Below are 21,045 nucleotides of genomic sequence, written 5' to 3' on the forward strand. Positions count from 1 at the left end.
ATTGGAGTTTTCTTGAACGCCGAGTCGACTGCATTCCGTGCCGCGTTGGAGGCCGTCCGCGCCGTTGAGCCGCGGATCGCCGATGCGATCGCGAAGGAGCTCACCGACCAGCGCGAGTCGCTGAAGCTGATCGCGAGCGAGAACTACGCCTCGCCCGCGGTCCTGCTCGCGATGGGCAACTGGCTCTCCGACAAGTACGCGGAGGGCACCATCGGCCGCCGGTTCTACGCCGGCTGCCAGAACGTCGACACGGTCGAGGCCGTCGCCGTCGAGCACGCCAAGGCGCTCTTCGACGCCCCCTACGCCTACGTCCAGCCGCACTCGGGCATCGACGCGAACCTGGTCGCCTACTGGGCCATCCTCGCCGACCGCGTCGAGGTGCCCTACCTGGCGAAGTTCGGCAAGCGGCAGGTCAACGACCTCACCGACGCCGAGTGGGCGGAGCTTCGGGCCGCGTTCGGCAACCAGCGCATGCTCGGCATGTCGCTGGACGCCGGCGGCCACCTCACCCACGGCTTCCGGCCGAACATCTCCGGCAAGATGTTCGACCAGCGCAGCTACGGCGTCGACCCGGCCACCGGCCTGATCGACTACGCCGCCCTGCGCGAGACCGCCCGCGAGTTCAAGCCGCTCGTGATCGTCGGGGGCTACTCCGCCTACCCGCGGAAGGTCAACTTCGCCACCCTCCGCGAGATCGCCGACGAGGTCGGCGCCACCCTCATGGTCGACATGGCCCACTTCGCCGGCCTCGTCGCCGGGAAGGTCTTCACCGGCGACTTCAACCCGGTGCCGCACGCCCACATCGTCACCACGACCACGCACAAGAGCCTCCGCGGCCCCCGCGGCGGCGCCGTGCTGGCCCAGCCCGAGCTCGCCGACCAGGTCGACCGCGGCTGCCCGATGGTCCTCGGCGGTCCCCTGTCGCACGTCATGGCCGCCAAGGCGATCGCGTTCGCCGAGGCCCGCCAGCCTTCCTTCGCCGCCTACGCGCAGCAGATCGTCGACAATGCCCACGCGCTGGCCGAGGGGCTGCTCTCCCGGGGCGTGCAGCTGGTCTCGGGCGGCACCGAGAACCACCTCGTGCTCATCGACGTCCACCCGTTCGGGCTCACCGGCCGCCAGGCCGAGCAGGCCCTGCTCGACTCCGGCGTGGTCACCAACCGCAACGCGATCCCGAGCGACCCGAACGGCGCCTGGTACACCTCGGGCATCCGCGTCGGCACCCCGGCGCTGACCAGCCGGGGCCTCGGGGTCGCCGAGATGGACCAGATCGCCGAGCTCATCCACACCGTCCTCGCCGGCACCTCCCCCGCCGAGGGCTCCAAGGCCAAGTACCAGCTCGACCCCGCCCTCGCCGACCGCGTGAGCAAGCAGGCCACGGAGCTGCTGGCCCCGTTCCCGCTCTACCCGAGCGTCGACCTGGGCTGAACGGGCCTGCGCTGAACCGGCCGTTTGCGGCACCATCTACCCATGTTCGGGATGGTGCCGCGAACGGCCGCCGGTTCGGCGCCGGACCTCCTGCGGCTCATGGCGTCCCCGCGCCGCCGGCGGGCCGCGGCGGCGACGGCCGCGCTGGCGGACCTGTGGCGCGCGGACCCGGAGCCGGTCTGGCACGCCATCTGGGCCGAGTCCCCGGTGCCGCCCGCCGCGCTCGACTTCCTGCTGGCCCCCGACGACACCGCGCCCGCCCGGCTGCTGACCGGCCTGTCGGTCGCCGCCGCCCCGGCCGCGGGCGAGCTCGTCACGCGCCCCGAGCTGGCCGCCTTCCTGCGCGAGACCGACGACCCGGCCCTCGTCGAGGCGCTCCTGCGCCACGGCGCCGACACGCTGGACTTCGGCCTGGCCCTGGCCAACCCGCACGCGGCCCGCGCCGCCGCCGAGGGGCCGCCCGACCGGACGGTGCTGCTCGTCCTCGCCGGCCGCCCGCACGACGTGGACCCGCAGCGCCTGGTGGACACCCTGCTGCACCCGTGGCCGCCGGCCGTTCGCGCCGCGTGCGACGGCGTCCTGGAGTCGCTCCCGCCCGGCCCGGCGCGCGAGGCCCTGTGCGAGCGGGCCCTGGACGAGGACCCGGCCGCCCTCGCCGCCGTCGTCACCACCGGCCTGCGCCCCGAACACCCCGACGAGGCCGCCTTCTTCCTCCTGGCGACCCGGCAGTGGCAGGACTTCACGGCATTCGACCCGCAAGGGCGCCGGTTGTACGCGTACTGCCACGCCACCGCCTTCGCCCGCCCCGACCGCGCCCGGCGGACCGTCGACGTCCTGCTGCACCTGGACGAGCACGCCCCCGCCGCGGCCCGCACCGCCGCGACGGAGGCCCTGCACCAGGCGAAGGCCCAGGCCCGCGAGTACCTGTGCACCCTCGCGATCCACGGCGACCCGGACGCGACCCGGATCGTGACGGCGGCCGGTCACACCCCGAAGGACCGCCGCGACCTCCCGGCCTTCCTGTTCCTGACCGCCCAGTGGCAGCGCTACGACGCCACCGATCCGGACGGCTCCCGCCTGCGCGCGTACACCGCCCGCCTGCCCCCGTGGGACACGTCCCGCAACCGCCTGCGCGCCGCGGCGCGCCGAGCGGGCCGCCCGGCCCCGTGCGACGCCCCGGTCCCCTGGGAGGAGCCCGCCGCGCCGCCGGCGCACCACCGCTGACGCGTGCGCGACGACCGGGCTACCGGACGTCGGCGAACCGGGTGATGAGGAAGCCGACTCGTTCCGCCTGCCCGCCGGGCGGGATGCGGCCGCCTTCGGACAGGACGGCCATGCCGTGCAGGGCGCTCCAGATGACCTCGGCGGACAGCTCGCGCAGCTCGCTGTCCGGGTGGAAGCCCCGCCGGTCGGCATCTTCGCGGGCCGGGGCCCCGCAGGCCGAACCGCATCGGCGTGACCTGCTGCGCCGTCGAGTCCGTCCACGGCCGCGAGCTGACGGTGGTGGGCCTCGACGCGGTCTCGGGCACCCCGGTCATCGACCTGAAGCCGGCGATGACCGAGTTCCTGCCCGACGTCGGCGAGGCGTACCCGAAGCCGGGCGCGCTGTGCGAGCCGTACCTGCGCTGCGCGTGGTCTTCCCGGATGGCCTGCCCTCGCGGTCCACGGCCACGCCCGCGCAGCGCCGGCTCGCCGCGGCGGTCGCCCGGCACGATCCCGCCAGGCAGCGCGATTTTCCGGGCGCTGTCACCGCAGCACCGCTACCTCGCATCGCACGACGCCCAGGCCTGGGACCGGACGTTTTCGCGGCTTCGCCTGCCCGCTGAGCGCTCCTCGTGGCGGGCCGCGGCAGGCCTCGCCTGAGTCGCAACCAGCGCCGACCCGTTCGAGCCCCGCATCGTGGACGTCGACGCCCTCGCCGGGCCGCTCGCGAGCATCGTCGGGACACCGCCCACCCGGTCCTGAGGTGGTGTGGTGGTCCCGCCGCGGTGGGCGGGACCACCATGATCATCAGTCGCGCGGCGTCTCGAGGCGTACGCGGCGCCGCCGGCCGAGGAGCACGAGTGCCACGCCGGCGGTGAGCACGGCCGCGCCGATGACGACGACGAGCGCGGTCCGGTCGCCGGTGACCGCCAGGCCCGGTGCGGCCGAGGCGCCCGGCGAAGCCGAGGCCGACGGCGTGGGCGTGGGCGTGGGCCGTACAACCCCTTCGACGTTGATCACGATCTTCGAGGTGCTGTCGGCGGGCTTGAGGTCACCGCCCATGCTCCCGATGTGTATCTCGCCGTCCGTCACGATCGGGCTCACGATCTTGACCCGGATGTAGAACGTGGACGGGTGCTCGTCAGGCTGTTCGTTGTAGACCGGCGACGCGCACACTCGCTCCCGGCCGGACGGCGCGTCGGCGCACCCGTCCGGATTCTTGTCCCAGAAGGTGGCGCCCTCCGGCAGTACGACATGGGTGACGATCTGGCCCATCGGGTAGCCGCCCGGGCCCCTGTTCTGGACGCTGACCGGCACCTGGACCACGTCGCCGACCTTGCCGTCGACCGGCTGAGCCGACACGAACCAGTCCATGGCTCCGACCGTCACGGTCCGCAGAATCCTCGGCGAGTCGACGGTGTTGTCGGCGGGGTTCAGCTCCGGCTCGGCAGCGGAGAGACTGACCTTGAGGTGCGCCGGCATAGGCGCCGGGTTCGGGGGTCCGGGCACTGGGTGCGTTTCCAGCGCCAGGATGTACAGCTCGTGCTGTGGCGCGTCGATCGTGGCGCCGGCCGGCACGTCGGGCATGGGACAGGCGACGTGCGTGTCACCGGTGTAACTGCAGCCGCCGCGGTCCGCGACGAAGCGCAGGGGCGCCGGGCCGGACTCGGTCACCAGGTCGATGGTGAGCACGACGCCGGTCGCCTTCACCGGCCCCGCATTCGTGAGCTGCATGGGCTTGACTTCCACGGCGCTGCCCGGACCGAACGTCACGCTCGTGACGACAGGGTGCAGGTCGACGCCGTCCGCCGCCGCGGCGCGGCTTGCGAACAGGGCGTTGCCGAGCACGGCGAGGATCAGCGCGGCCAAGGTACGGAGGATTCGCGCCGCGGTTCGGCGCCGGGGTAACAGCTTCACGGGAGTCCTCGGAGGGGGTATGAGGTCGGTCCGCCGAAGGATAGGCGAGTGCGGCCGCGCCCGGTGTTCCCCTTCCGGTCAGGAACCCGCGTGCGAAACGTACGCGCCGTCGGCCGCCTCGCCGGACGCCGGCTGCAGGCCCAGGGTGTCGACGGGCGCTACGAGGCCTGGGCCAGGGGCGGCGCCGGCCGAGGACCCGGGGTGCCGGTGCCGGCGGGCGGCGATGACGAGGGCCGCGGTGAAGGCGAGCGTGGCCAGGCCCCACCACGCGAAGGGCCACGGTGCCGCGTTGCGGGTCTGCCAGGCCGGGAGGAGCGCGGTGAGCGACCAGCCCGTCCAGTCGTCGAGCACCCGCAGCGGCACCAGGTAGCCGAAGTCCGCGGAGAAGCCGTTGCTCGGGCTGAAGCGGCACAGCGTGTCCAGGCCGACGCTGATGAGCACGCACACGGCCGCCCAGGTCGTGGTCGTCCAGTGGGCGGCGCGCTGCAGGGCGTACGCGATCGGGAAGGCGAACATGGGCAGCACCGCGGCCCACAGGCGCGCCGGTGGGGCCCAGCCGCCCCACCAGCCCGGGGAGGTCAGGAGAACGAGGCAGTACGGGCCGATGACGGCGAGCAGGCGCAGGTGCAGCCCGCGGTGCTCGCCCGCGCAGCCGAGGATCAGGCCCGGGAGCGCGAAGAGGAAAATCGGGTAGGAGAACAGCACGCCGTGCTCCTGGTCCAGCAGCACGCCGACGAGGTTGGTGGCCGGGTCGGCCCCGAAGAGCAGCGACGTGTCGCCGGCCTGGTTGATCGACGGGTTCAGGCTGTGCCAGACGAGCCACAGGTAGGTGAACAGGCCCGCGGTCAGCGCGCCCAGCGGTGCCAGGAGCGCGAGCCGGTGCCGGGCGCCGTCGCGGCGGATTCGCCAGGCCAGCAGGAGCACCAGCGGCACCTCCAGCGGTATGAAGCGGCTGTGCACCCAGGGCAGCGTGCCCAGCGCGGCCGAGGCGAGCGCGAGATCGCGGACGCGCAGGGTTTCCTTGGTCAGGACGCGGAATCCGTACAGCACCGCCAGCGCCGCCAGCGGCTCCACGAAGGCCTTGGCGGTGTAGGTCAGCACGGTCGAGCCGAGCCCGATGCCCAGGCCGGTGAGGAACGCGACCGGCCGCCCGAGGCCGAGCCCGCGCACGAGCCAGAAGACGTTCGCGACGGTCAGCAGCGATACCGCGACCATGAACAGCAGCACGCCGAGGCGGCCGCCGAGCACGTACGGCACGTGCCACAGCAGCGGCCCGCCGATCCCGTGCCACGGCAGCGTCTGGTGCGGCGCGGCGGCCAGGTGCGCGTCGAGCGGGCCGGGGTGGAACGCCTTGAACTCCCAGTTGTCGTAGACGCGCTTGACGTGGATCGACCCGTACCGCCGCAGCGACTCGTTGATGACCAGATAGTGCGGCTCGTCGCCGTCGGGGATGCGGGTGTACCGATGGACGAGAGCCGAGATCGTCATCGGCACGGCACAGAGCGCGAGCAGCCCGCTCAGCGCCCGCCGGTCGCCGGTGCACCGTTTCGGCGCCGGGCCGGGCCCGGCCGGAACCGGCTCGGCGAGGGCGGCTTCGGTCGTCACGGCGGCATGCTACCGCCCGGGCGAGCGCGCCGTGGCCCGCTTCAGGCCCCGTGCACCGGCACGGCGGCGACGGCGTCGGCGAGCCCGGCGGCCGGCCAGGCGACGAGCAGCGTGAGGGTGTCGCCCGCGGGTGCGGGCAGCGCGAACTCGGCCCGCGACTGGAAGGCCGTCGCGCCGCCCGCGGACGACGCCGCGTAGGGCCGGGCCCGGCTCGCCGCGTGGCCGTCCAGGGTCGCGACGGACGCGCCGGTCGCGACATGCGCCTCGCGTGGCGGGAAGTCGGCGGCGGTGGCGGCCCGCGCCCGTTCGCCGTGGGCGATGCTCACGATCTCCAGGGACAGCACCCCGGCGACGGCCGTCAGCCGGGTCAGGACCACGGCGGCGTCCTCGCCGCGGTGCAGGACCCGCGGCTCGGCGACGATCCGGCCCGCCTCGACGCGCGGCTCGCCGAGCATCGTGCCGTCCGCGCGGTAGCGCAGCGGCGACGGCGGGATCGCGGTGTCCAGCGGGGCGTCCCAGATCGACACACTGCCGCGCTCGACCGTCGCGCGGTCCGGCAGCGCGAGGTCCACGACGGTCTCGGGGAAGCCGATCTCGGGCCAGGCGAGGGCGACGGGCACGTGCGAGTACCGCGGCGGAAACTGCAGCCGGGTGCGCAGGCGGAACCCGTCGTAGTCGCTGCTGGACTCCCACGAGCCGAACTCCCAGTGCGCGCGGCCGGTGTCGTCGAGCCAGCCCACGCGCAGGTCGATGCCCTCGTCGAACGCGGGCAGCAGGCGCCTCGGGGCCGGCGGCGGGCCGGTGCGGCCGGCGCGGATGTCGGCCTGGCGCCGCAGGGCGTCGCGCCGGTCGATCGGGCGGCGGGCGAGCAGTTCGAGCTCCAGGCCGGTCGGCCGGGAGATCGCGCGGACCACGCCGACGGTCAGCTCGGGGTGCTCGACGATCAGGCCGCCGCGGTGCGCGAGCACGCCCAGGGTCTCGAGCATCGACATACGTCAGCCTAACGCCCGGGCCCGCGGCGAGCGGACCCGGGCGCCCAGGGGTGGCTACGGCGCCTTGATCGGGATGCGGGTCCAGTGCAGCCCGTCCGCGGAGCGGTACATGGCCTCGTCGTCGAAGGCCAGGTAGAACCCGGGGCGGGCGACGACCGGCGGGTGCTCGCCGGTGGCGTTGAGGTTCTCGCCCAGCCCGTCGGGGCGCCCGGCCCGGTAGGCGGCGCCGTCGCGGCTGGTGAACCACTGCTGCGGCCGGTGGCGCGGGGAGGCCGCGACGTGGGTGCCGTCGGCCGCCACGTACGCGTCGCCGTCGAAGTACTCGTAGCTCGACGGGAGCGTGTGGCCCGGGTCGGCCTGGGTCCAGGTTGCAGCGGGGTAGCCGAACTGCTCACTGCACCGCGAGCCAACGAGCCTTCCGGATGGTTTCTACGTTGACTGTGATGTTCGCGGTGGCGTCGAGTTCGATCCGCTGGACGCCGAGCCACGATGGGTCGGTCTCGAAGTGGTGCAGGAATGTCCTGAGGTAGTGCAGGTACCGAACATCGGTCCGTTCGCTGGAGCCGAGGCGGTACAGGATGGCATCGTAGCTGGTGACGCGGAGTTCGGCCGAGATACAAGCGGTGGCGTTCGCGGCTTGCGTTACGGCCGCCTTCAACCGTCCGATGGCGGGGTGAGGATCGTAGGCGGCATTGACTGAGCGTCCGGTGGCCAGGTGCGCTCGGGCTGATGCAGCGACTGTCCGTGGTCCCCGGTCGACGAGGACTACGTTGCCGGATTCGGCCGATCCGAGGTGGCGTCGGATGTGGTCGAGGCGGTGGATGCAGGCGTCGATAAGGGCCGCAGCGACCTCCTCGGCAGGAGTGCTGGTGACCCAGGGGCCGAAGTCTGCTGCGTCGGTGACCGCTGGCAGGTAATGCCAGAGCGGATCGGCGATGTGCACCGACTGGGCGGGTAGCGCTCGCGCAAGGTGCTGGATCAGGGTGGTCTTTCCGGCACCGTCGACGCCGTCAACGAAGACGACCGGCATCGAGCGCTCACCCGGTCGGTGACGTGGTGGCGGCGGTGTCGGAGCTTGCGAGGTCGAGCATTTCGGCGAGGGCGTCGGGGACTCGTGTGGCGAGGTCGACGGCGGTGCCGGCCGGTTCGGCACCGGCTCGCCGGAAGGCGTCGTAGTCGTTGAGTAGGGCGCCGAGCTGGCTGCCCGGCCAACGTTGTTCGAGGGTCCGCACAACCTCCGGTAGGCGCAGCGAACCGTCCGGATCATGGTTGGTGACGATGGTGCGCGCCATGCTGCACGCGAGGGACAGCTGGCGCCGGGTGTTGTTCAACCGGACGTCGCCGTCGGTGGCGAGACGGTGCAACAGCTGCAGGCCGCGGTGCAGGTCTACAGTCTCGGGGGCGATCGCGGGGGCCACGCCGGCGATCACGGGCAGGTCAATGCCGACACGGCGGAGCGCGGCTTGCAGTTTCATGTCGTATACCGCCCCCGCGGACCGGACGTCATGCCCGCGCTCGTCGGCGAGGTGGAGCGAGACCCTCGTGCAATGGCGGGCGCCGATCTCGTTGACCATGTCCGTCAGCGCGGCGGTGAGCGGCGCGGCGGCGGGTAGGCCCCAGCCGATCAGGTCGATGTCGCTCCAGCCTTCGACGTAGTCGCCGCGGGCGGCTGAGCCGCACACGCCGATGCCTGCCTCCGGCTGGTCGGCGAGGAGCGCTGCGGCGTGGTCGGCGACGTCCCGGATCGCCCGGTCGAGCAGGGCGCTGAACGCCAACGGGCGATGTTGCCGCCAGGCGATGATGTCCGCAGCGCGGTACAGGTACTCGCCGAATCCGGCATGGCTGGCCTCGTGGCCGGCGGCGTCGAGGTCGACCCAGCGGGCGGCGCTGAAGCCTTCTTCCCGGCGGGCGAGGGTGCTGGTGTCGTCGGCGGCGAAGAGGAACCAGTCGACGGTTTTCGCGGCCGGGGTGCCGTCGTTGTCGGTAAAGCGGTACGCCTGCTGGCCGAGATAGCCGGCGTAGCTGGTGTGGTGGAGGCCGGCCTCCTCGGCGACCTCGCGCACTGCGGCGGCCAGCGGTGCCTCGCCCGGCTCCAGCCGGCCCTTCGCCGCGACCGTTTGTCGTTCGCCGGTGGCGCGCACCTGGTCCAGCAGGAGGGTGCGGGGTCGGTGCAGGTCCGTGGTCACGACGATCGCCCCGGCGGAGGCGTACTGGCGGATCACGTCATCTCCTCAGTGTTCGGGCCGCTCGTTGCTCTGGCTATGACGGCGTCGAGCCTGGCTGTGAAGGCCGCGTAGTCGCCGTCGTTGTCGATCCATTCGTCCGCGATCGAACGCCACCGCGGCCACTGCTCGGCTACCCGTTTCCGGGCGTCCTTCTGCGCGATGATGGCGGCGGCCTCGTCCGGCCTGATCCCAGCGGCTGCCGTCAGCCTGGCGATGCGGTTGGCGCGGGTCGCTGTGATGAAGACTACGCGAGCCGCCCCGGCCCAGGCTCGTCTGGTCGCTTCGGCGAGTTCGGCGTCGATGAAGCTCTCGATCACCAGTGTGCGTGGATCGCCGGGCTCGGGCAGCCGACGTACCAGCTCCAGGAACTCCTGGTGGTCGAAGCCTTCGCGCATTGGTACACCCTCGTGGGTGACCGGCCGGCCGGTGTTCAGTTCGGCGAGGATGGACCGGATCTTGATGCGGCGGGCGTGGCGCTGCTGGGCGAGGTGGCTCCCGGCGCTGCTCTTGCCGGATTCGCTGGTACCGGCGAGCAGGATCAAAGGCGGTGTCATGCCAGCAGTTCCATACACCGGGCGCTGGCGGCGGTGACGCTGATGGGTAGGTCGGCCGGGGCGCCGATGCCGACCCGGATGACCGGCACGGTCACAAGCGCGTCGAGTACCCGCTTGGCGTCGTGCACGAGGACGGCCGGCCGGGTGTGCAAGGGTGCACCATCGGCGGTGGCGAGGTGATCGGGGGAGTCGAAGATCGAGACGTGATCAAGGCGCGGATCGACGAGCTTGCGCAGGTGGTCGGTGACTGCACAGCGCAGCAGTCGGCGCGCCTCGATCGGGGAGACGTCTACGGTCTCACCAGCTGGTAGTCCTCGATCCGGGATCAGCATCATCCGCACGGCGGCGGCTTTGACCGCCGTGGTGGCGATGCCCGTGAAGTCTCCCGCGAACAGCAACCGGCGGTCGACGTTGCCGGGTACGAGGTGCGCTGCCATGTCGCTGCGGACGTGCCACGGCCATTGCGGTGCAGCCAGCACGGTGACACTCTGGCCAGCGATCGTGACGAATGCGAACTCGTCAACCATCAGCTGTCCGTGCCGGGCGGCGAGTCCCATCGCGAGTGACGTCTTGCCTTGACCGCGGCCGCCGTCGACCACGGCGATCGCACAGTCGGTGGAGATCATGACCGCGCCGCCGTGCAGCAGTGCGGTCGGCATCGCGGCCTGCGGGTCGGCTGCTTCCAGGAAGGCGACGCCTCGGGCGAGTGCTTGCAGCAGGCCGATCTCGATCGTGGCCTGCTCACGCTCGGTTCGGGCAGGCGGAAGGGTCAGTGACATGGTCTTGCGGTCCGGGTCCATGACGAGCCGGGCCTGTTCGCCGGCCGTTGCCACCAGGTGATAGCTGCTGGCCGAATCGGCAGCTTCGTCGGAAATGCGGTCCACGAACGCTCCGACACTGCGATGGGCGCGACGGTCGAGGTGGAGTTCGACGCCGAGGTCACCGATGCCCACCAGCCTCATGACGGCCGGCCCGGTTTCGTTGCCGCGAGCCACATCGAGTAGCCGCCGTGACGCGGACGAACCGGCACCAGCGTACCGGCCATCAGCGACGCCTCGCTGGTGACGATGGCGTGCGGGCCGAGCTTCGTTGCGGCGGCGAGTTGGAGCAGCTCGCGGACCGTGGTGAGGTGGGCGTATCCCGGCGCGGCGCCATGGGCCTTGTTCGCCAGGTAGAGAATGTCCCGCGCCGGGATCGGCGTCGAGCGCTGCCCACCGTCGCCGTGCCAGCGCAGCCGCCGTGACCATTGGTCGAGCACGTTCGCGAGCCGCACCAGCCCGAACCGGCCCCGGTAGTGCCAGTTGAACGCTTCGACCAGCACGCAGCCGCCGGGCGCGCAGACCCGCCACAGCTCGGCCAACGCCCCGATGCGCTCGGCGAGCGTTGGCAGGGCATTGAACGAGAAGCGCAGGCACCACACCTGGTCGAAGCTCTCGTCGGGCAGCGGAAGGTCGGTCATGCTGGCGCAGACGAACTCGGCGTCGGGACAGGTCTGCCGGGCGACGTCGACGGCGGCCTGGTTGATGTCCACGCCGACGATCCGGCCACCGCGCGCGGTGATCGCCTTCGTAACCCGGCCGGCACCGCACCCGGCGTCCAAGATGTTCGCGTTACGGCCGTATCGATCGAAGAGGCGTTCCTCGCACGGACGCAGGGGTGCGTTGCTGTAGAAGTCGGTCTCACCGGCGTAGTGCAGCTGGTTGAGCGCTCGGATCATCTGCCCGTACCCGTCTTCGGACAGCTGCCGTTCGCGGGTCTGGTTCACGGCCATGTCGACGGCCCCTCTCGTCATGCATCGAGTCCAGCAGCAGCCAGCTCGTTCGAGGCAGGCCGACCAGCGGTGAACACCGGGAACTGCGAACACCAACCCGTGAACGTCGTGAACTTCGGTCCGCTGCTAAATCGGGCACCGCATTGCTGTCACGGTTCGGCTACGGTGCGATGACATCGATCGGGAGGCACCGATGAGTGATCCGCCCACACCGCTGGCCGACCTGCTGCGGCTGGCCGACTGGGGACCGCGCCTACTGGTGAACGCGATCAACGCGCGGCTGTCCAGCCAGGGCCGGGACCGCCTGCGACTGGACCCGACCGCCGGCTACTCATGGGTCAACAGGGGATTCCGGCCGCGCCCGCCCATCCCCGACGCGGCTGCCGCCGTGCTGACCGAGCGGCTCGGGTTCGCCGTCACCGTCGAACAACTGTGGCCCACGCACGGGTCTACTCCCGGTACACGATCGGCGGCACTTGGCCTGGACACACTCACGCACCTCGACGATCTCGTTCGGGAACTCAGCCGGCTGACCACGACCGCACCTACACCGCGCAGTCCCATCGAGGACGCCTCAGGTGCGGATCTCACCGCTGCGGTCCTGGACCAGTTGCGGGGCGCCGTCCTGGTCGCCCGGAACCGAGCCGGTCGCGAGCGGGTGCTACCCGAGCAGGTCGACCTGATCGAAGCGCACGTTGCCGCGCTGCGCCGGTTGGACGACCGGCACGGCGGCGGCGCGCTCAGCCTGCGCTATGTGGGTGCCGAGCTGCGCAACGTCGTGGAACTCGTCGAGTACGCCAACTACGACTTGACGACCGGCCGCAGGCTCTTGGCGATCGTTGCCGATCTCGCCCAACTGCTCGGCTGGCTGCACTTCGACTCCAGCCGCTACGGTTCGGCCGAGCGGTATCTGCTGCTCAGCGTGGGTGTGTGCCGGGCACTCGAAGCGCGGGACCGGGCAGCGAACGTCATCGGGATGCTCAGTTACGTGTCGGCGTTCGCGGGCCATGGACCCCAGGCCGTGCGGCTCGCTGAGGCTGCCGCCGCGGAATGCCGTACCACCGACCCGACACTGCGGGCCCGCCTGCTCGGCCGGGAAGCCACAGCGGCAGCCGCCGACGGCGACCTGGCCCGGTACCGCCGCTGTGCCGAACAGGCCGCCGAACTGCTGGAACGCGCACGCACGTACAACGGGCCATCGTTCCTGTACTACCTCAATCCGATGCAGCTGGCCGCTGAAGCCGGTCAGGGCCTGGTGGTGCTCGCCGATCGCACCACCACGAGCCGCAAGCGGCTGCTCTCCGAGGGCATCGGACTCCTCACCGACTCGGTGGCGAAGATGACCGCGCCCAGCGATGCCGGGCACCCTGCGTACGCCCGGTCGGCCCTGCTGCACACGACCTTCCTGGCCCGGGCCCAACTGATCAACGGCGACTTGCCCGAAGCGGTCGACGCGCTGCGAACCGGGATCGGCCTTCTACCGGTCGTGCAGTCGCCGCGTGGGCGCAACTACCTGCGGCAACTCCGGCCTGCACTGGCGCGCAGGTCCCGTTCGCCGGTCGTCGCCGAGCTTCTTCCGCAGTTCGATGAGGCATTATCAACTGTATGACGACCGATCTCCCCGGACCGGCGAGTTGTGCGGAGCCGGCCGGTGAGGCTTCCCTCGTCCGATGCCCGGTCGACCACCCCGACGCCGCGAGGCTGCTGGCCGCCTTCTACCAGGAACAACAGGACCGATACGGCTTCGCTGACTCCGTCGGCCTCGCACCAGACGAATACATGCCGCCGAACGGATTCTTCTTCGTCGCCTACCGGCACAGCCGGCCAGTCGGGTGCGGCGGGTGGCGCTGGTACGACCGGGCGACCGCCACCGTCGAGCTGAAAAAGACGTTTGTGGCTCCGGGCGCTCGCGGCTGGGGCATCGGCAACGCCTTGCTTGCCTGCCTGGAGGATGCCGCGGTCGCGTCGGGCGCGCGCCGCGCCATCCTGGAGACCGGCGTTCGCAACACGGCCGCGCTCCAGCTGTTCGCCAAGTTCGGATACGAGCCAGCGGAACCGTACGTCTCCGGACGTGACCCGGCGATCAACCGGGCCTTCACGAAGGCCCTGACCGGCGCACTCCTTCGACCTGTTCGAGCCACCGCCTGATGATCGCCGCCTCCTTGACCGGTACGATCCCGTGCTCTGCGAGCCGCTCATGTTCCACGGCACGACCGCCGTCCCGCAGCCACGCCCACGTGTCACGAACCGTGTCGGCGATTGGCCGGCATCGCAGCCCGGCGGCGTGCGCACGATCGACTTTCATACCCCACGGAGCTGCGGCGTTGCGCCACAGCGGCAGTTCCGTCCACTGCGTGACTCCCTGGCCCATGAGCCAATCTTCGTCGGCCCAGACCAGCTCCACCGGCTGTTCGGCAGACCCGGCGGTCGCGTCGATGCACGCCCGAAGCATTCCGCCGTATGTGGCCGCCTGCGGCTGGGGCGCCACGTTGAACCGCCCTGACCTTAGCGTTTCGGCGCAATCCAGCAGAAATGTCGCCAGGTCGCGCGCATCGACCGGCTGGATCGTCCGGTCCGGGCCCGGCGCCACGACCTGGCCGCCTCGTCGCATCCGGCCGAGCCACCAGGGCAGTCGTCCCACGTACTCGTAGGGGCCCAGCACCACGTGCGGCCGAAGCACGAGCAGCCGCTGCGCCCCGAACGCCTCCTCACTGGCGATTTCACATCCGACTTTGAGCGGACCGTACGCATCGGGATCCCAGCGGCGCACACCCGGGTCATCGTCGGCAGTGGCGTCCCAGACCGCAGAGTCCTCGTCCACTTCGGCGTGCGGCCAATCTCGGTAGGCCGAGATTGTTGAGACGAACGCGCAATGCTCCGCAACGTCGGCGAGCACCTGCGCGTTCCGCCGGACCACTGCCGGAATGCTCCCGCTCGCATCGATGACGACGTCCCAGGGCCCATACCGCGCCAGCGTCCGAACATCAGCCGCTGACTCCCTGTCCCCGGCGATGCGCTGCACCGCGACCGGGAGCGCTGCTGGAGTAAAGCCCCGGTTGAACACCGTCACATCGTGACTTCGAGTCGCCGCCGCTTCGACCACGGCCCGGCCGACAAACCACGAACCGCCCAACACCAGTACCCGCACCACTCCATTCTCGTCGCTGACCTCGGCCAGCAGTGCGTCCGGGCGACGTGTTCACGGACTTCATGCGGACGTCTGCAGCGTTCCCGTTGTTCACGAGCATCAATGGTTCCCCGGCTCGCGTACTCCTGATCAACTGGTCATCGCGAACGCCGCCGCCAGCCACATGCATTCGGCGGCCGACCGACAGAGCCGGCCCGGGGCGGGTGCGGCGTCGCACGGACCCCATGCCTCCCGCGGCCCGTTCGGCAAGGCCCACCCGCCTCGGCGCCACCCACGACGTCCCATTCACCGCTGCGGAGAGTCGGCGCTTCGCCGCGGCAGGAACATGGAGCTGCGATGACGCACGCGTACCGGTCGCCCGCGGCCCTCGCGGCTACCGACTACTGGATGTTGAGCCATCACGAACGCTCGGGCCACCTCTTGATCCCGCGGCGGGTGGTGGCGATCGGGTTGGCGGCGGCGCTCCTGGCCGAGCTGCTCGCGGAGGACCTGATCGGGTTCGACCAGGAGTACCGAGTCGTGCCGGTCAGTGTGTTTCCGCCGCGGGACGCGGTGGCGCATCACGTGCTCGACCAGTTGTACGGCGAGGATCGGCTGCCGGTGCCGGTATGGCTGCGGCACCTGGCGCAGACAGCGTACGAGTCGGTCGCGGGACGGATGGTGCGGCAGGGGCTGGTCGTGCGGGTCGAGGATCGCCGGCTGCTGGGCCGCTCGCGCACTGTCTACCGACCGGTTGACCCCAATGCCTTCGGGTGGCCGGCGGCGCGGCTGCACATCTTCCTGCTCGAACAGCGGGTGTTCACCGATGCGGACCTGATCCTGGCCGGGCTGGCGAAGGTCACCGGCTTGCACGTCCGAGCGCTGGAGGGCGGCGGACCCGCAGCTGAGCGGTACCTCGACGCGCAGCTCGCCGCGCTCCAGCCGATGTACCGACAGCTGCTCACGCACACCGCGGCCGTCGTCGGGTCCGCAGTCATGACCGGCCGCTGACCCAGTCAATCCTCCGAGTCGAATGGAGTACCTCGTGTCCGTCCCTATGCAGGCGCCGGTCGAGCGCGGCCGGCCCAGCAACGTTCTGGCGTCGCTGGAACGCACCCGGCTCGGCCTGGGCCGGCTGGTCGCCTCGGCATTCGCCGCGGTCGCCCCGGCCACCGTCGTGTTCGGCGGCGCCACGGGAGGCTGGGCCGTCACCGGGGTCGTGCAGATGCCCCTGGCGTACATCGCGGTCGCGGTCGTGCTGGCGTTGTTCTCGGTCGGGTACGTGGCAATGTCGCGGCAGATCGTCAACGCCGGCGCGTTCTACAGCTACATCACGGCCGGTCTGGGCCGCATACCCGGCGTCGCCGCGGCGTTGACGGCCCTGCAGGCGTACACCGTGATGCAGATCGGCCTGGCCGGCGGATTCGGCTACGGCCTGCACCAGACCCTCCTCGCCTTCGGCCACGACGTCCCCTGGTGGCTGCTGTCCGGCATGGCGTGCCTGGTCGTGGCCGTGCTCGGCCTGCTGCGTGTCGACCTGTCCGGGACGATCCTGGCCGTCCTCCTCGCCGCCGAGCTGGTCATCGTGCTGGTCTTCGCCGCCGTGCACGTCGCCCACCCGGCCGGCGGGACGACGACCTTCGACGCGCTGTCCCCGGCGCACCTGTCCCTGGCCGGGCTCGCGGTCGCCGCGTGCGTCACCATCGCCGGCTACGTCGGGTTCGAGTCCGCACCGGTGTACTCCGAGGAAGCGCGTGATGCCCGCCGGGCGGTGCCGCGGGCCACGTTCATCACGCTGACCGTGGCGATGGTGGTGTACGCGATCGGGTCCTGGGCGATGGCCGACGCCGCCGGACCGGATCAGGTCGTCACCCTGGCCTCCACCCATTTCTCCGAACTGCCGTTCGTCCTGGCCGAGCCGTACCTGGGCGCGGTGTGGCTGGACGCCGGGCACATCCTGTTCTGCACCAGCCTGTTCGCGGCCATGCTCAGCTTCCACAACACCGCCGCCCGCTACACCTTCGCCCTCGGCCGGGAGCGGGTGCTGCCGGCCGGGTACGAACGGTTCAACGGCGCCGGGGCACCGGTGTGGGGATCGCTGACCCAGACGCTCCTGGCCACCGCCGCAATCGTGGTGTTCGCAGCGCAGGGCTAGGATCCGTTCCTTGTGCTGTTCTTCGCCGGCACTGTCCTCGGCGGGTTCGGGGTGCTGCTGCTCATGACCATGACGTCGGTCGCGGTCATGGTCTACTTCACTCGCCAGCGTTCTCGCCGCGACAACTTCGGCAGCTGGCCGACGTTCGTGGCGCCGGTCGTGTCCGCCGTCCTGCTCGCGCTCGTGACCATGCTGACGGTGTGGCATTTCGACCTGCTGGTCGGCGTACCGGCGACGTCGACGTGGCGGTATACCTTGCCGGTGAGTTTCGCCGTCGCGGCGGCGATGGGCGCCGCTCGTGCCGTTTACCTGCGCGCCGCTCGGCCCTCGGTGTACGCCGGCATCGGCCAGGGCGCCCCAGACCTCGGCGCCGGGGACCAGATCGGGGAGCAGGGATGCAGCCGGTGAACGAGACCGAAGCGGTTTGGACCGCGGACCGGGCCGATCACAGCCTGCTCGCCGCCGCGCTGGCCGAGTCGTTCCACGACGGCGACCTGGCCGGCTGGCTGGTCCCCGACCCGCACGAGCGCGCCGCCATCTACCCCGGCTACTTCGGGCTGCTGCTGGACGGCTTCCTCGCACGGCCGAACGTACAAATCGAGGTGGCCGGCAGCTTCCACGGCGTGGCGATCTGGGCCGAGGTCACGACCCGGTTCAGCCTCCCCATCCACGACTACGGTCGGCGCCTCGCCGCCTGCTGCGACCCGCACACGGACCGATTCGCCGTCCTCGACGCGGCGATGGAGCGCCATCACCCCCTGGGACCGCACGAGTATCTCGCCTACCTGGCGGTCGTCCCCAAACACCAGGGCCAAGGCATCGGCTCTCGGCTGCTGCGGCATCGGCTGACCCACCTCGACGCGACCGGCCGGACCGCCTATCTAGAAGCCACGGGCGACCGCAACGCCGCCCTGTACCAGCGACACGGCTTCCGGGAGCTCGCACCGATCCCGATCGGTGACGACGTCGCACTGCACCCGATGTACCGCGAACCCGACCCGGCGCCGCGCCAGCCGCCGCACGGCCGACACAGCCCGTCCTGAGTCGGGTGCGGCTATATGGCGGCCGCGCCGCCTTGTCGATCTCGGGATCGATAGGAGGCCGCCCGCCACACCAGGGCCGCCTGCGCCGCGTCCACCTCGCAGCCCGGCGCGGTGCAGGCAGTGAGGGTGTGCACGTCGCGGCACTGCACTGCACTGCAGATCTTGATTGCTGCGGCGAGCCGGTCTGCCGACCGAACTTCCACGTCCACTCCAGCCGGTGCCGCCCGAACGGCCTGCGCGCCCTTCCCCGCCCGAAACAGCAGGATGTCGGCCACCGTGTTGATGATGTCCCGCTTCACCGACCTCATCGCCCAGCGCTGCCCACGCGGTCACCGCGTCGTCGCCGATCCGGCCGCGCGGCCCCGGCGGGATCCCCGCCTCCATCTCCCTGCCCCATAGGTGCGCCGCGGCCCCCGAATCGGTTGCACGCCGATTCGGGGGCCGCGGGCCGGCGGGGTCAGGGCGCGACGTACGTGACCGCCCGCCCGCAGTAGCTCGGCGGCAGCGTGACGACGGGGTTGCGGCAGACCTGCACCGTGATCCGGTCGATCCCCTTGTCCGCCGAGGCGCCGCCCAGCACGAACGAGAACGACACCGTGCCGTTGTCGGCGGTGCGGCTCTGCCTCGCGACCTCGGTCGTCCCGAGGTAGGCGACGAACGTGACGGTGCTGCTGTACCCGTCGTCGCGGCACACCGGCCCCGGATCGATCGGCAGCGGCCGGTCCGCGACCTTCCCGGACACGCCGACGCCGGGCGCGGGCAGCGGCGAGACCGGCCCCTGCGGCCAGCTGAACGTGCCGCTGCTGGAGCCGTAGCGGCAGCTGTCCCCGGAGTCGGCGGCGAACGCCTGGCTGACGACGGCGGCGTGCGCGGCGGCGGGAACCCCGACGACCGCGGCCGTGGCGGCGGCCGCGAGCAGCGTGGCGGAGCGAGCTCTGATCATCACCGAGTCCTCTCGGGAGGCGGGAAGCAGCCAACGCCTCACATATTGAGACTCATCACTCTCGATCGCAAGCACGCCCGCGCGGCACCCGGGCTTACTCCGCGGCCGGCTCGGGGAAGTACTTGCCGCGGTTGCGGCGGTACGCGCGCACGATCGCGGCGGTGCAGCCGATGGTCCCGCCGACGAGCAGGACCACGCCGACCGTGGTGCTCGCGACCGAGGTGCCCGTCACGCTCGCCTTCGGGTCCGGGGCCTTCAGCCGCATCGCGTCGACGGCCAGGTCCGGCTGGCCCGCGTCGGCCGCCGGTGGGGCGTCGTCCCCCGGTGCGTCGGCGGCCGGCGGCGGGGCCGGCGTCGTCGCGGTGGTCGCCGGCTGGGTGGCGGCCGGCGGGCCGGCCTGACCGGTCTGGACCGGGTGCGCCGCCTGCGTGGCCGTGCGCACCGGCTGCGGCGGTTGCGTGGTCTGGACCGCCGTCTGCGGCGGCTCGGTGGTGTGCACCGCCGTCTGCGGCGGCTCGGTCGTCGTCGCGGGCGCCGACGCCCGGCCGTGCTCGGGCTGCCGTCCGGCCGCCGCCGGCCGGGTGGTGGCGGGGGCCGGCGAAGCGGCGGAGGCCGGCGGGGATGCGGAGGGCCGGGACGGACCGCCGAAGCGGGCGCTCACCACGATGCCCTTCGCGTCGGTGGTCACCGCGACCGGGTTCTTCGTGTGCAGCAGCCGCGGGCAGTCCAGCGCGTCGTACGCGCCGCTGAAGCGCTGGGCCAGGAACGTGAACAGGCTGTTCGCCGCCGCCGGGTCCGGCGACGCGGCCCGGACGGTCAGGCTCCGGTCGAGCTCGATGCGGTCGGGGCCGACCCGCAGCAGGTCGGCGCAGTAGGCCTTGGGCGTCTCGGTCGCGGCGGCGACGGCGGGCTGGCCGACGCCGGCGCGGTACAGGTTGGTCTTGGCGACGCTCGGCTTGCCGGCCACCCGCGTCATCGGGTCCGAGGTCGGCACCAGCGCCACCGGGGCGGCCTGGTGCGCGGCGGCCTGCAGCTCGTTCAGGGCGAGCGCCGTGGCCGGGGCGCCGGCGTCGGCGAGGTCCGGCGCGCGGTACGGCGTGCACCCCAGCGCCGGGAAGACGTGCGCGTCGAGCAGGGCGTTGTCGCTGCCGTTGACCGCGACACGGGCGCCGCGGCGGGCCAGGGCGGCGCGGTTCGCCGCGGTGTTCTGCGCGGTCGTGCCGTCGGCGAGCACCAGGTAGGTGGTGGTGACGTTGTCGCTCTGGTCCATGTCGACCAGGCCGAAGTCGCGCGTCGACGGGCACGGGCGGCCGTCGGCGGCGGTGCCGAGCCCGGGCACCTTCAGCTTGCCGGCGGCGATCGCGTTGCCGGCGGCGGTGAACACGGCGGGGGCGTTGCAGTACGCGAACTGGCCGAAGATCGAGTCCCGCTCGCCGTTGACGCACCGGCCGGCCGCGAGGCTGCCGTGGTCGCCGGCGAGGCGCAGCTGGTCGCCGTTGAAGCCGAACCACAGGCCCACGACCGCGCCGGCGGGCAGCTTCGGCGGGGCCGGCGGCACGGCGGGGCGGGCGCCGGCGTCGACGACCAGCGGGTTGTAGACCGACATGGCGCCGGTCGCCGGGTCGACGATCGTGGCCTGGACGAAGGCGGCCGAGCCGGCGTCGGCCTCGTGGCAGGGCGCCTCGAGGCGGTAGGGGGTCGCCAGGCCCTTCGCGCTCAGCGGGTCGGCCGGCACGGTGAGCGTGCACGCGACCTCGGGCGCGTCCTGCCCGGCGAGGGCGGCCTGCGACGTGAGCGCGATGCCGCCGAGCGCCGCGATCAGCGCGGGCACGCCGAGGGTCAGCAGTGGCCGGCCCAGCCACCGGCGAAGACCGGTGGACTCGGGCCCCGGGCTGCGATGACCCGGCCGACCGGCCGGGCGTTGGTCGAACACGCCGCGCTCCTTGTCCTGGCGGAACACGGGCATCGGCGTGGCCGGGAGCCCGTGCGGCAACCTCGACGGCTACGGCCCGACCGTACTGCCGGGTCAGGGGCCGCAGCGGGCGGCGAAGGAAGGCATAACGGGGATTTGCGGTGCGCTAA

At 72.0% G+C, this 21,045-nt stretch carries 22 protein-coding genes; 9 read left to right on the forward strand and 13 right to left on the reverse strand.

All coding sequences use genetic code 11. The features are described from left to right. The first annotated feature begins 12 nt into the window (after positions 1–12). The 3 genes from AC6JBM_RS30235 to AC6JBM_RS30245 all read left to right on the forward strand — a co-directional run bounded on the left by AC6JBM_RS30235 (position 13) and on the right by AC6JBM_RS30245 (position 3,291). The gene (locus AC6JBM_RS30235) at positions 13–1,428 is read left to right on the forward strand and encodes a glycine hydroxymethyltransferase (RefSeq protein ID WP_497977433.1); all 1,416 of its coding nucleotides are present in this window, start codon (positions 13–15) and stop codon (positions 1,426–1,428) included. 42 nt (positions 1,429–1,470) lie between these two features. Next, positions 1,471–2,652, forward strand: a complete 1,182-nt coding sequence (locus tag AC6JBM_RS30240) for a hypothetical protein (protein ID WP_497977434.1) — start codon at positions 1,471–1,473, stop codon at positions 2,650–2,652. 231 nt (positions 2,653–2,883) lie between these two features. Further along, positions 2,884–3,291 carry a hypothetical protein gene (locus tag AC6JBM_RS30245; protein WP_497977435.1) on the forward strand — a complete coding sequence of 136 codons (408 nt, stop codon included), beginning with the start codon at positions 2,884–2,886 and terminating at the stop codon, positions 3,289–3,291. Between the two features lie 147 nt (positions 3,292–3,438). Here the strand turns inward: AC6JBM_RS30245 and AC6JBM_RS30250 are convergent, their stop codons facing one another. The 9 genes from AC6JBM_RS30250 to AC6JBM_RS30290 form a co-directional block, all read right to left on the reverse strand. Then, positions 3,439–4,500, reverse strand: coding sequence for a hypothetical protein (locus AC6JBM_RS30250; RefSeq protein ID WP_497977436.1), 1,062 nt, complete (start codon positions 4,498–4,500; stop codon positions 3,439–3,441). A gap of 126 nt (positions 4,501–4,626) precedes the next feature. Continuing rightward, the gene (locus AC6JBM_RS30255) at positions 4,627–6,153 is read right to left on the reverse strand and encodes a hypothetical protein (protein WP_497977437.1); all 1,527 of its coding nucleotides are present in this window, start codon (positions 6,151–6,153) and stop codon (positions 4,627–4,629) included. A gap of 41 nt (positions 6,154–6,194) precedes the next feature. Next, positions 6,195–7,145 carry a hypothetical protein gene (locus tag AC6JBM_RS30260; protein ID WP_497977438.1) on the reverse strand — a complete coding sequence of 317 codons (951 nt, stop codon included), beginning with the start codon at positions 7,143–7,145 and terminating at the stop codon, positions 6,195–6,197. A gap of 54 nt (positions 7,146–7,199) precedes the next feature. Beyond that, positions 7,200–7,445, reverse strand: coding sequence for a hypothetical protein (locus AC6JBM_RS30265; RefSeq protein ID WP_497977439.1), 246 nt, complete (start codon positions 7,443–7,445; stop codon positions 7,200–7,202). Between the two features lie 91 nt (positions 7,446–7,536). Next, positions 7,537–8,175: a nucleoside/nucleotide kinase family protein gene (locus AC6JBM_RS30270; protein WP_497977440.1), complete on the reverse strand. Its 639-nt coding sequence runs from the start codon at positions 8,173–8,175 to the stop codon at positions 7,537–7,539. A gap of 7 nt (positions 8,176–8,182) precedes the next feature. After that, positions 8,183–9,367, reverse strand: coding sequence for an NUDIX domain-containing protein (locus tag AC6JBM_RS30275; protein WP_497977441.1), 1,185 nt, complete (start codon positions 9,365–9,367; stop codon positions 8,183–8,185). Then, positions 9,364–9,912: a DEAD/DEAH box helicase family protein gene (locus AC6JBM_RS30280; RefSeq protein WP_497977442.1), complete on the reverse strand. Its 549-nt coding sequence runs from the start codon at positions 9,910–9,912 to the stop codon at positions 9,364–9,366. Before AC6JBM_RS30280 ends, AC6JBM_RS30275 begins: the two co-directional genes overlap by 4 nt. An 8-nt stretch (positions 9,913–9,920) precedes the next feature. Beyond that, positions 9,921–10,877, reverse strand: a complete 957-nt coding sequence (locus AC6JBM_RS30285) for a hypothetical protein (protein ID WP_497977443.1) — start codon at positions 10,875–10,877, stop codon at positions 9,921–9,923. A 5-nt stretch (positions 10,878–10,882) separates the two neighbouring features. After that, a complete protein-coding gene (locus tag AC6JBM_RS30290) occupies positions 10,883–11,716 on the reverse strand; it encodes a class I SAM-dependent methyltransferase (RefSeq protein ID WP_497977444.1) in 834 nt (277 codons plus the stop codon). A gap of 172 nt (positions 11,717–11,888) precedes the next feature. On the opposite strand from AC6JBM_RS30290, the gene AC6JBM_RS30295 reads away from it, so the two are divergent. Both AC6JBM_RS30295 and AC6JBM_RS30300 read left to right on the forward strand, forming a co-directional pair. Continuing rightward, positions 11,889–13,304, forward strand: coding sequence for an NsdA family TPR-like regulatory protein (locus AC6JBM_RS30295; protein ID WP_497977445.1), 1,416 nt, complete (start codon positions 11,889–11,891; stop codon positions 13,302–13,304). After that, positions 13,301–13,843 (forward strand): GNAT family N-acetyltransferase, encoded by a 543-nt coding sequence (locus tag AC6JBM_RS30300; RefSeq protein ID WP_497977446.1) that lies wholly within the window; start codon positions 13,301–13,303, stop codon positions 13,841–13,843. The genes AC6JBM_RS30295 and AC6JBM_RS30300 overlap by 4 nt, the downstream gene beginning before the upstream one ends. Here the strand turns inward: AC6JBM_RS30300 and AC6JBM_RS30305 are convergent. Next, on the reverse strand, positions 13,791–14,843 hold the full coding sequence (locus AC6JBM_RS30305; protein WP_497977447.1) for an NAD-dependent epimerase/dehydratase family protein: 1,053 nt from the start codon (positions 14,841–14,843) through the stop codon (positions 13,791–13,793). The two genes, AC6JBM_RS30300 and AC6JBM_RS30305, sit on opposite strands and share 53 nt — an antisense overlap. A gap of 336 nt (positions 14,844–15,179) precedes the next feature. Between AC6JBM_RS30305 and AC6JBM_RS30310 the strand changes: the two genes are divergently transcribed. The 4 genes from AC6JBM_RS30310 to AC6JBM_RS30325 are packed head-to-tail and all read left to right on the forward strand — an operon-like array spanning position 15,180 to position 18,020. Further along, positions 15,180–15,833 (forward strand): GOLPH3/VPS74 family protein, encoded by a 654-nt coding sequence (locus AC6JBM_RS30310; RefSeq protein ID WP_497977448.1) that lies wholly within the window; start codon positions 15,180–15,182, stop codon positions 15,831–15,833. Positions 15,834–15,867: 34 nt separating this feature from the next. Next, positions 15,868–16,977, forward strand: a complete 1,110-nt coding sequence (locus AC6JBM_RS30315) for an APC family permease (RefSeq protein WP_497977449.1) — start codon at positions 15,868–15,870, stop codon at positions 16,975–16,977. A 12-nt stretch (positions 16,978–16,989) separates the two neighbouring features. Beyond that, on the forward strand, positions 16,990–17,385 hold the full coding sequence (locus tag AC6JBM_RS30320; protein ID WP_497977450.1) for a hypothetical protein: 396 nt from the start codon (positions 16,990–16,992) through the stop codon (positions 17,383–17,385). After that, the gene (locus AC6JBM_RS30325; RefSeq protein ID WP_497977451.1) at positions 17,382–18,020 is read left to right on the forward strand and encodes a GNAT family N-acetyltransferase; all 639 of its coding nucleotides are present in this window, start codon (positions 17,382–17,384) and stop codon (positions 18,018–18,020) included. Before AC6JBM_RS30320 ends, AC6JBM_RS30325 begins: the two co-directional genes overlap by 4 nt. A gap of 11 nt (positions 18,021–18,031) precedes the next feature. Here AC6JBM_RS30325 and AC6JBM_RS30330 read toward each other — a convergent pair whose 3' ends face one another. The 3 genes from AC6JBM_RS30330 to AC6JBM_RS30340 all read right to left on the reverse strand — a co-directional run bounded on the left by AC6JBM_RS30330 (position 18,032) and on the right by AC6JBM_RS30340 (position 20,896). Then, on the reverse strand, positions 18,032–18,319 hold the full coding sequence (locus AC6JBM_RS30330; protein ID WP_497977452.1) for a hypothetical protein: 288 nt from the start codon (positions 18,317–18,319) through the stop codon (positions 18,032–18,034). A gap of 158 nt (positions 18,320–18,477) precedes the next feature. After that, complete coding sequence (locus AC6JBM_RS30335) at positions 18,478–18,963, reverse strand: hypothetical protein (RefSeq protein ID WP_497977453.1); 486 nt, start codon at positions 18,961–18,963, stop codon at positions 18,478–18,480. Between the two features lie 94 nt (positions 18,964–19,057). Beyond that, complete coding sequence (locus AC6JBM_RS30340; RefSeq protein WP_497977454.1) at positions 19,058–20,896, reverse strand: hypothetical protein; 1,839 nt, start codon at positions 20,894–20,896, stop codon at positions 19,058–19,060. Positions 20,897–21,045: the final 149 nt, after the last annotated feature.

This window comes from Dactylosporangium thailandense (assembly GCF_059739745.1).

Excerpts from the sequence above, each read along its gene's own strand:
- AC6JBM_RS30240 (WP_497977434.1), top strand. The coding sequence starts at position 1,471 with ATGTTCGGGATGGTGCCGCGAACGGCCGCCGGTTCGGCGCCGGACCTC.
- AC6JBM_RS30260 (WP_497977438.1), bottom strand. The coding sequence starts at position 7,145 with ATGTCGATGCTCGAGACCCTGGGCGTGCTCGCGCACCGCGGCGGCCTG.
- AC6JBM_RS30270 (WP_497977440.1), bottom strand. The coding sequence starts at position 8,175 with ATGCCGGTCGTCTTCGTTGACGGCGTCGACGGTGCCGGAAAGACCACC.
- AC6JBM_RS30290 (WP_497977444.1), bottom strand. The coding sequence starts at position 11,716 with ATGACGAGAGGGGCCGTCGACATGGCCGTGAACCAGACCCGCGAACGG.
- AC6JBM_RS30295 (WP_497977445.1), top strand. The coding sequence starts at position 11,889 with ATGAGTGATCCGCCCACACCGCTGGCCGACCTGCTGCGGCTGGCCGAC.
- AC6JBM_RS30300 (WP_497977446.1), top strand. The coding sequence starts at position 13,301 with ATGACGACCGATCTCCCCGGACCGGCGAGTTGTGCGGAGCCGGCCGGT.
- AC6JBM_RS30310 (WP_497977448.1), top strand. The coding sequence starts at position 15,180 with ATGACGCACGCGTACCGGTCGCCCGCGGCCCTCGCGGCTACCGACTAC.
- AC6JBM_RS30335 (WP_497977453.1), bottom strand. The coding sequence starts at position 18,963 with ATGATCAGAGCTCGCTCCGCCACGCTGCTCGCGGCCGCCGCCACGGCC.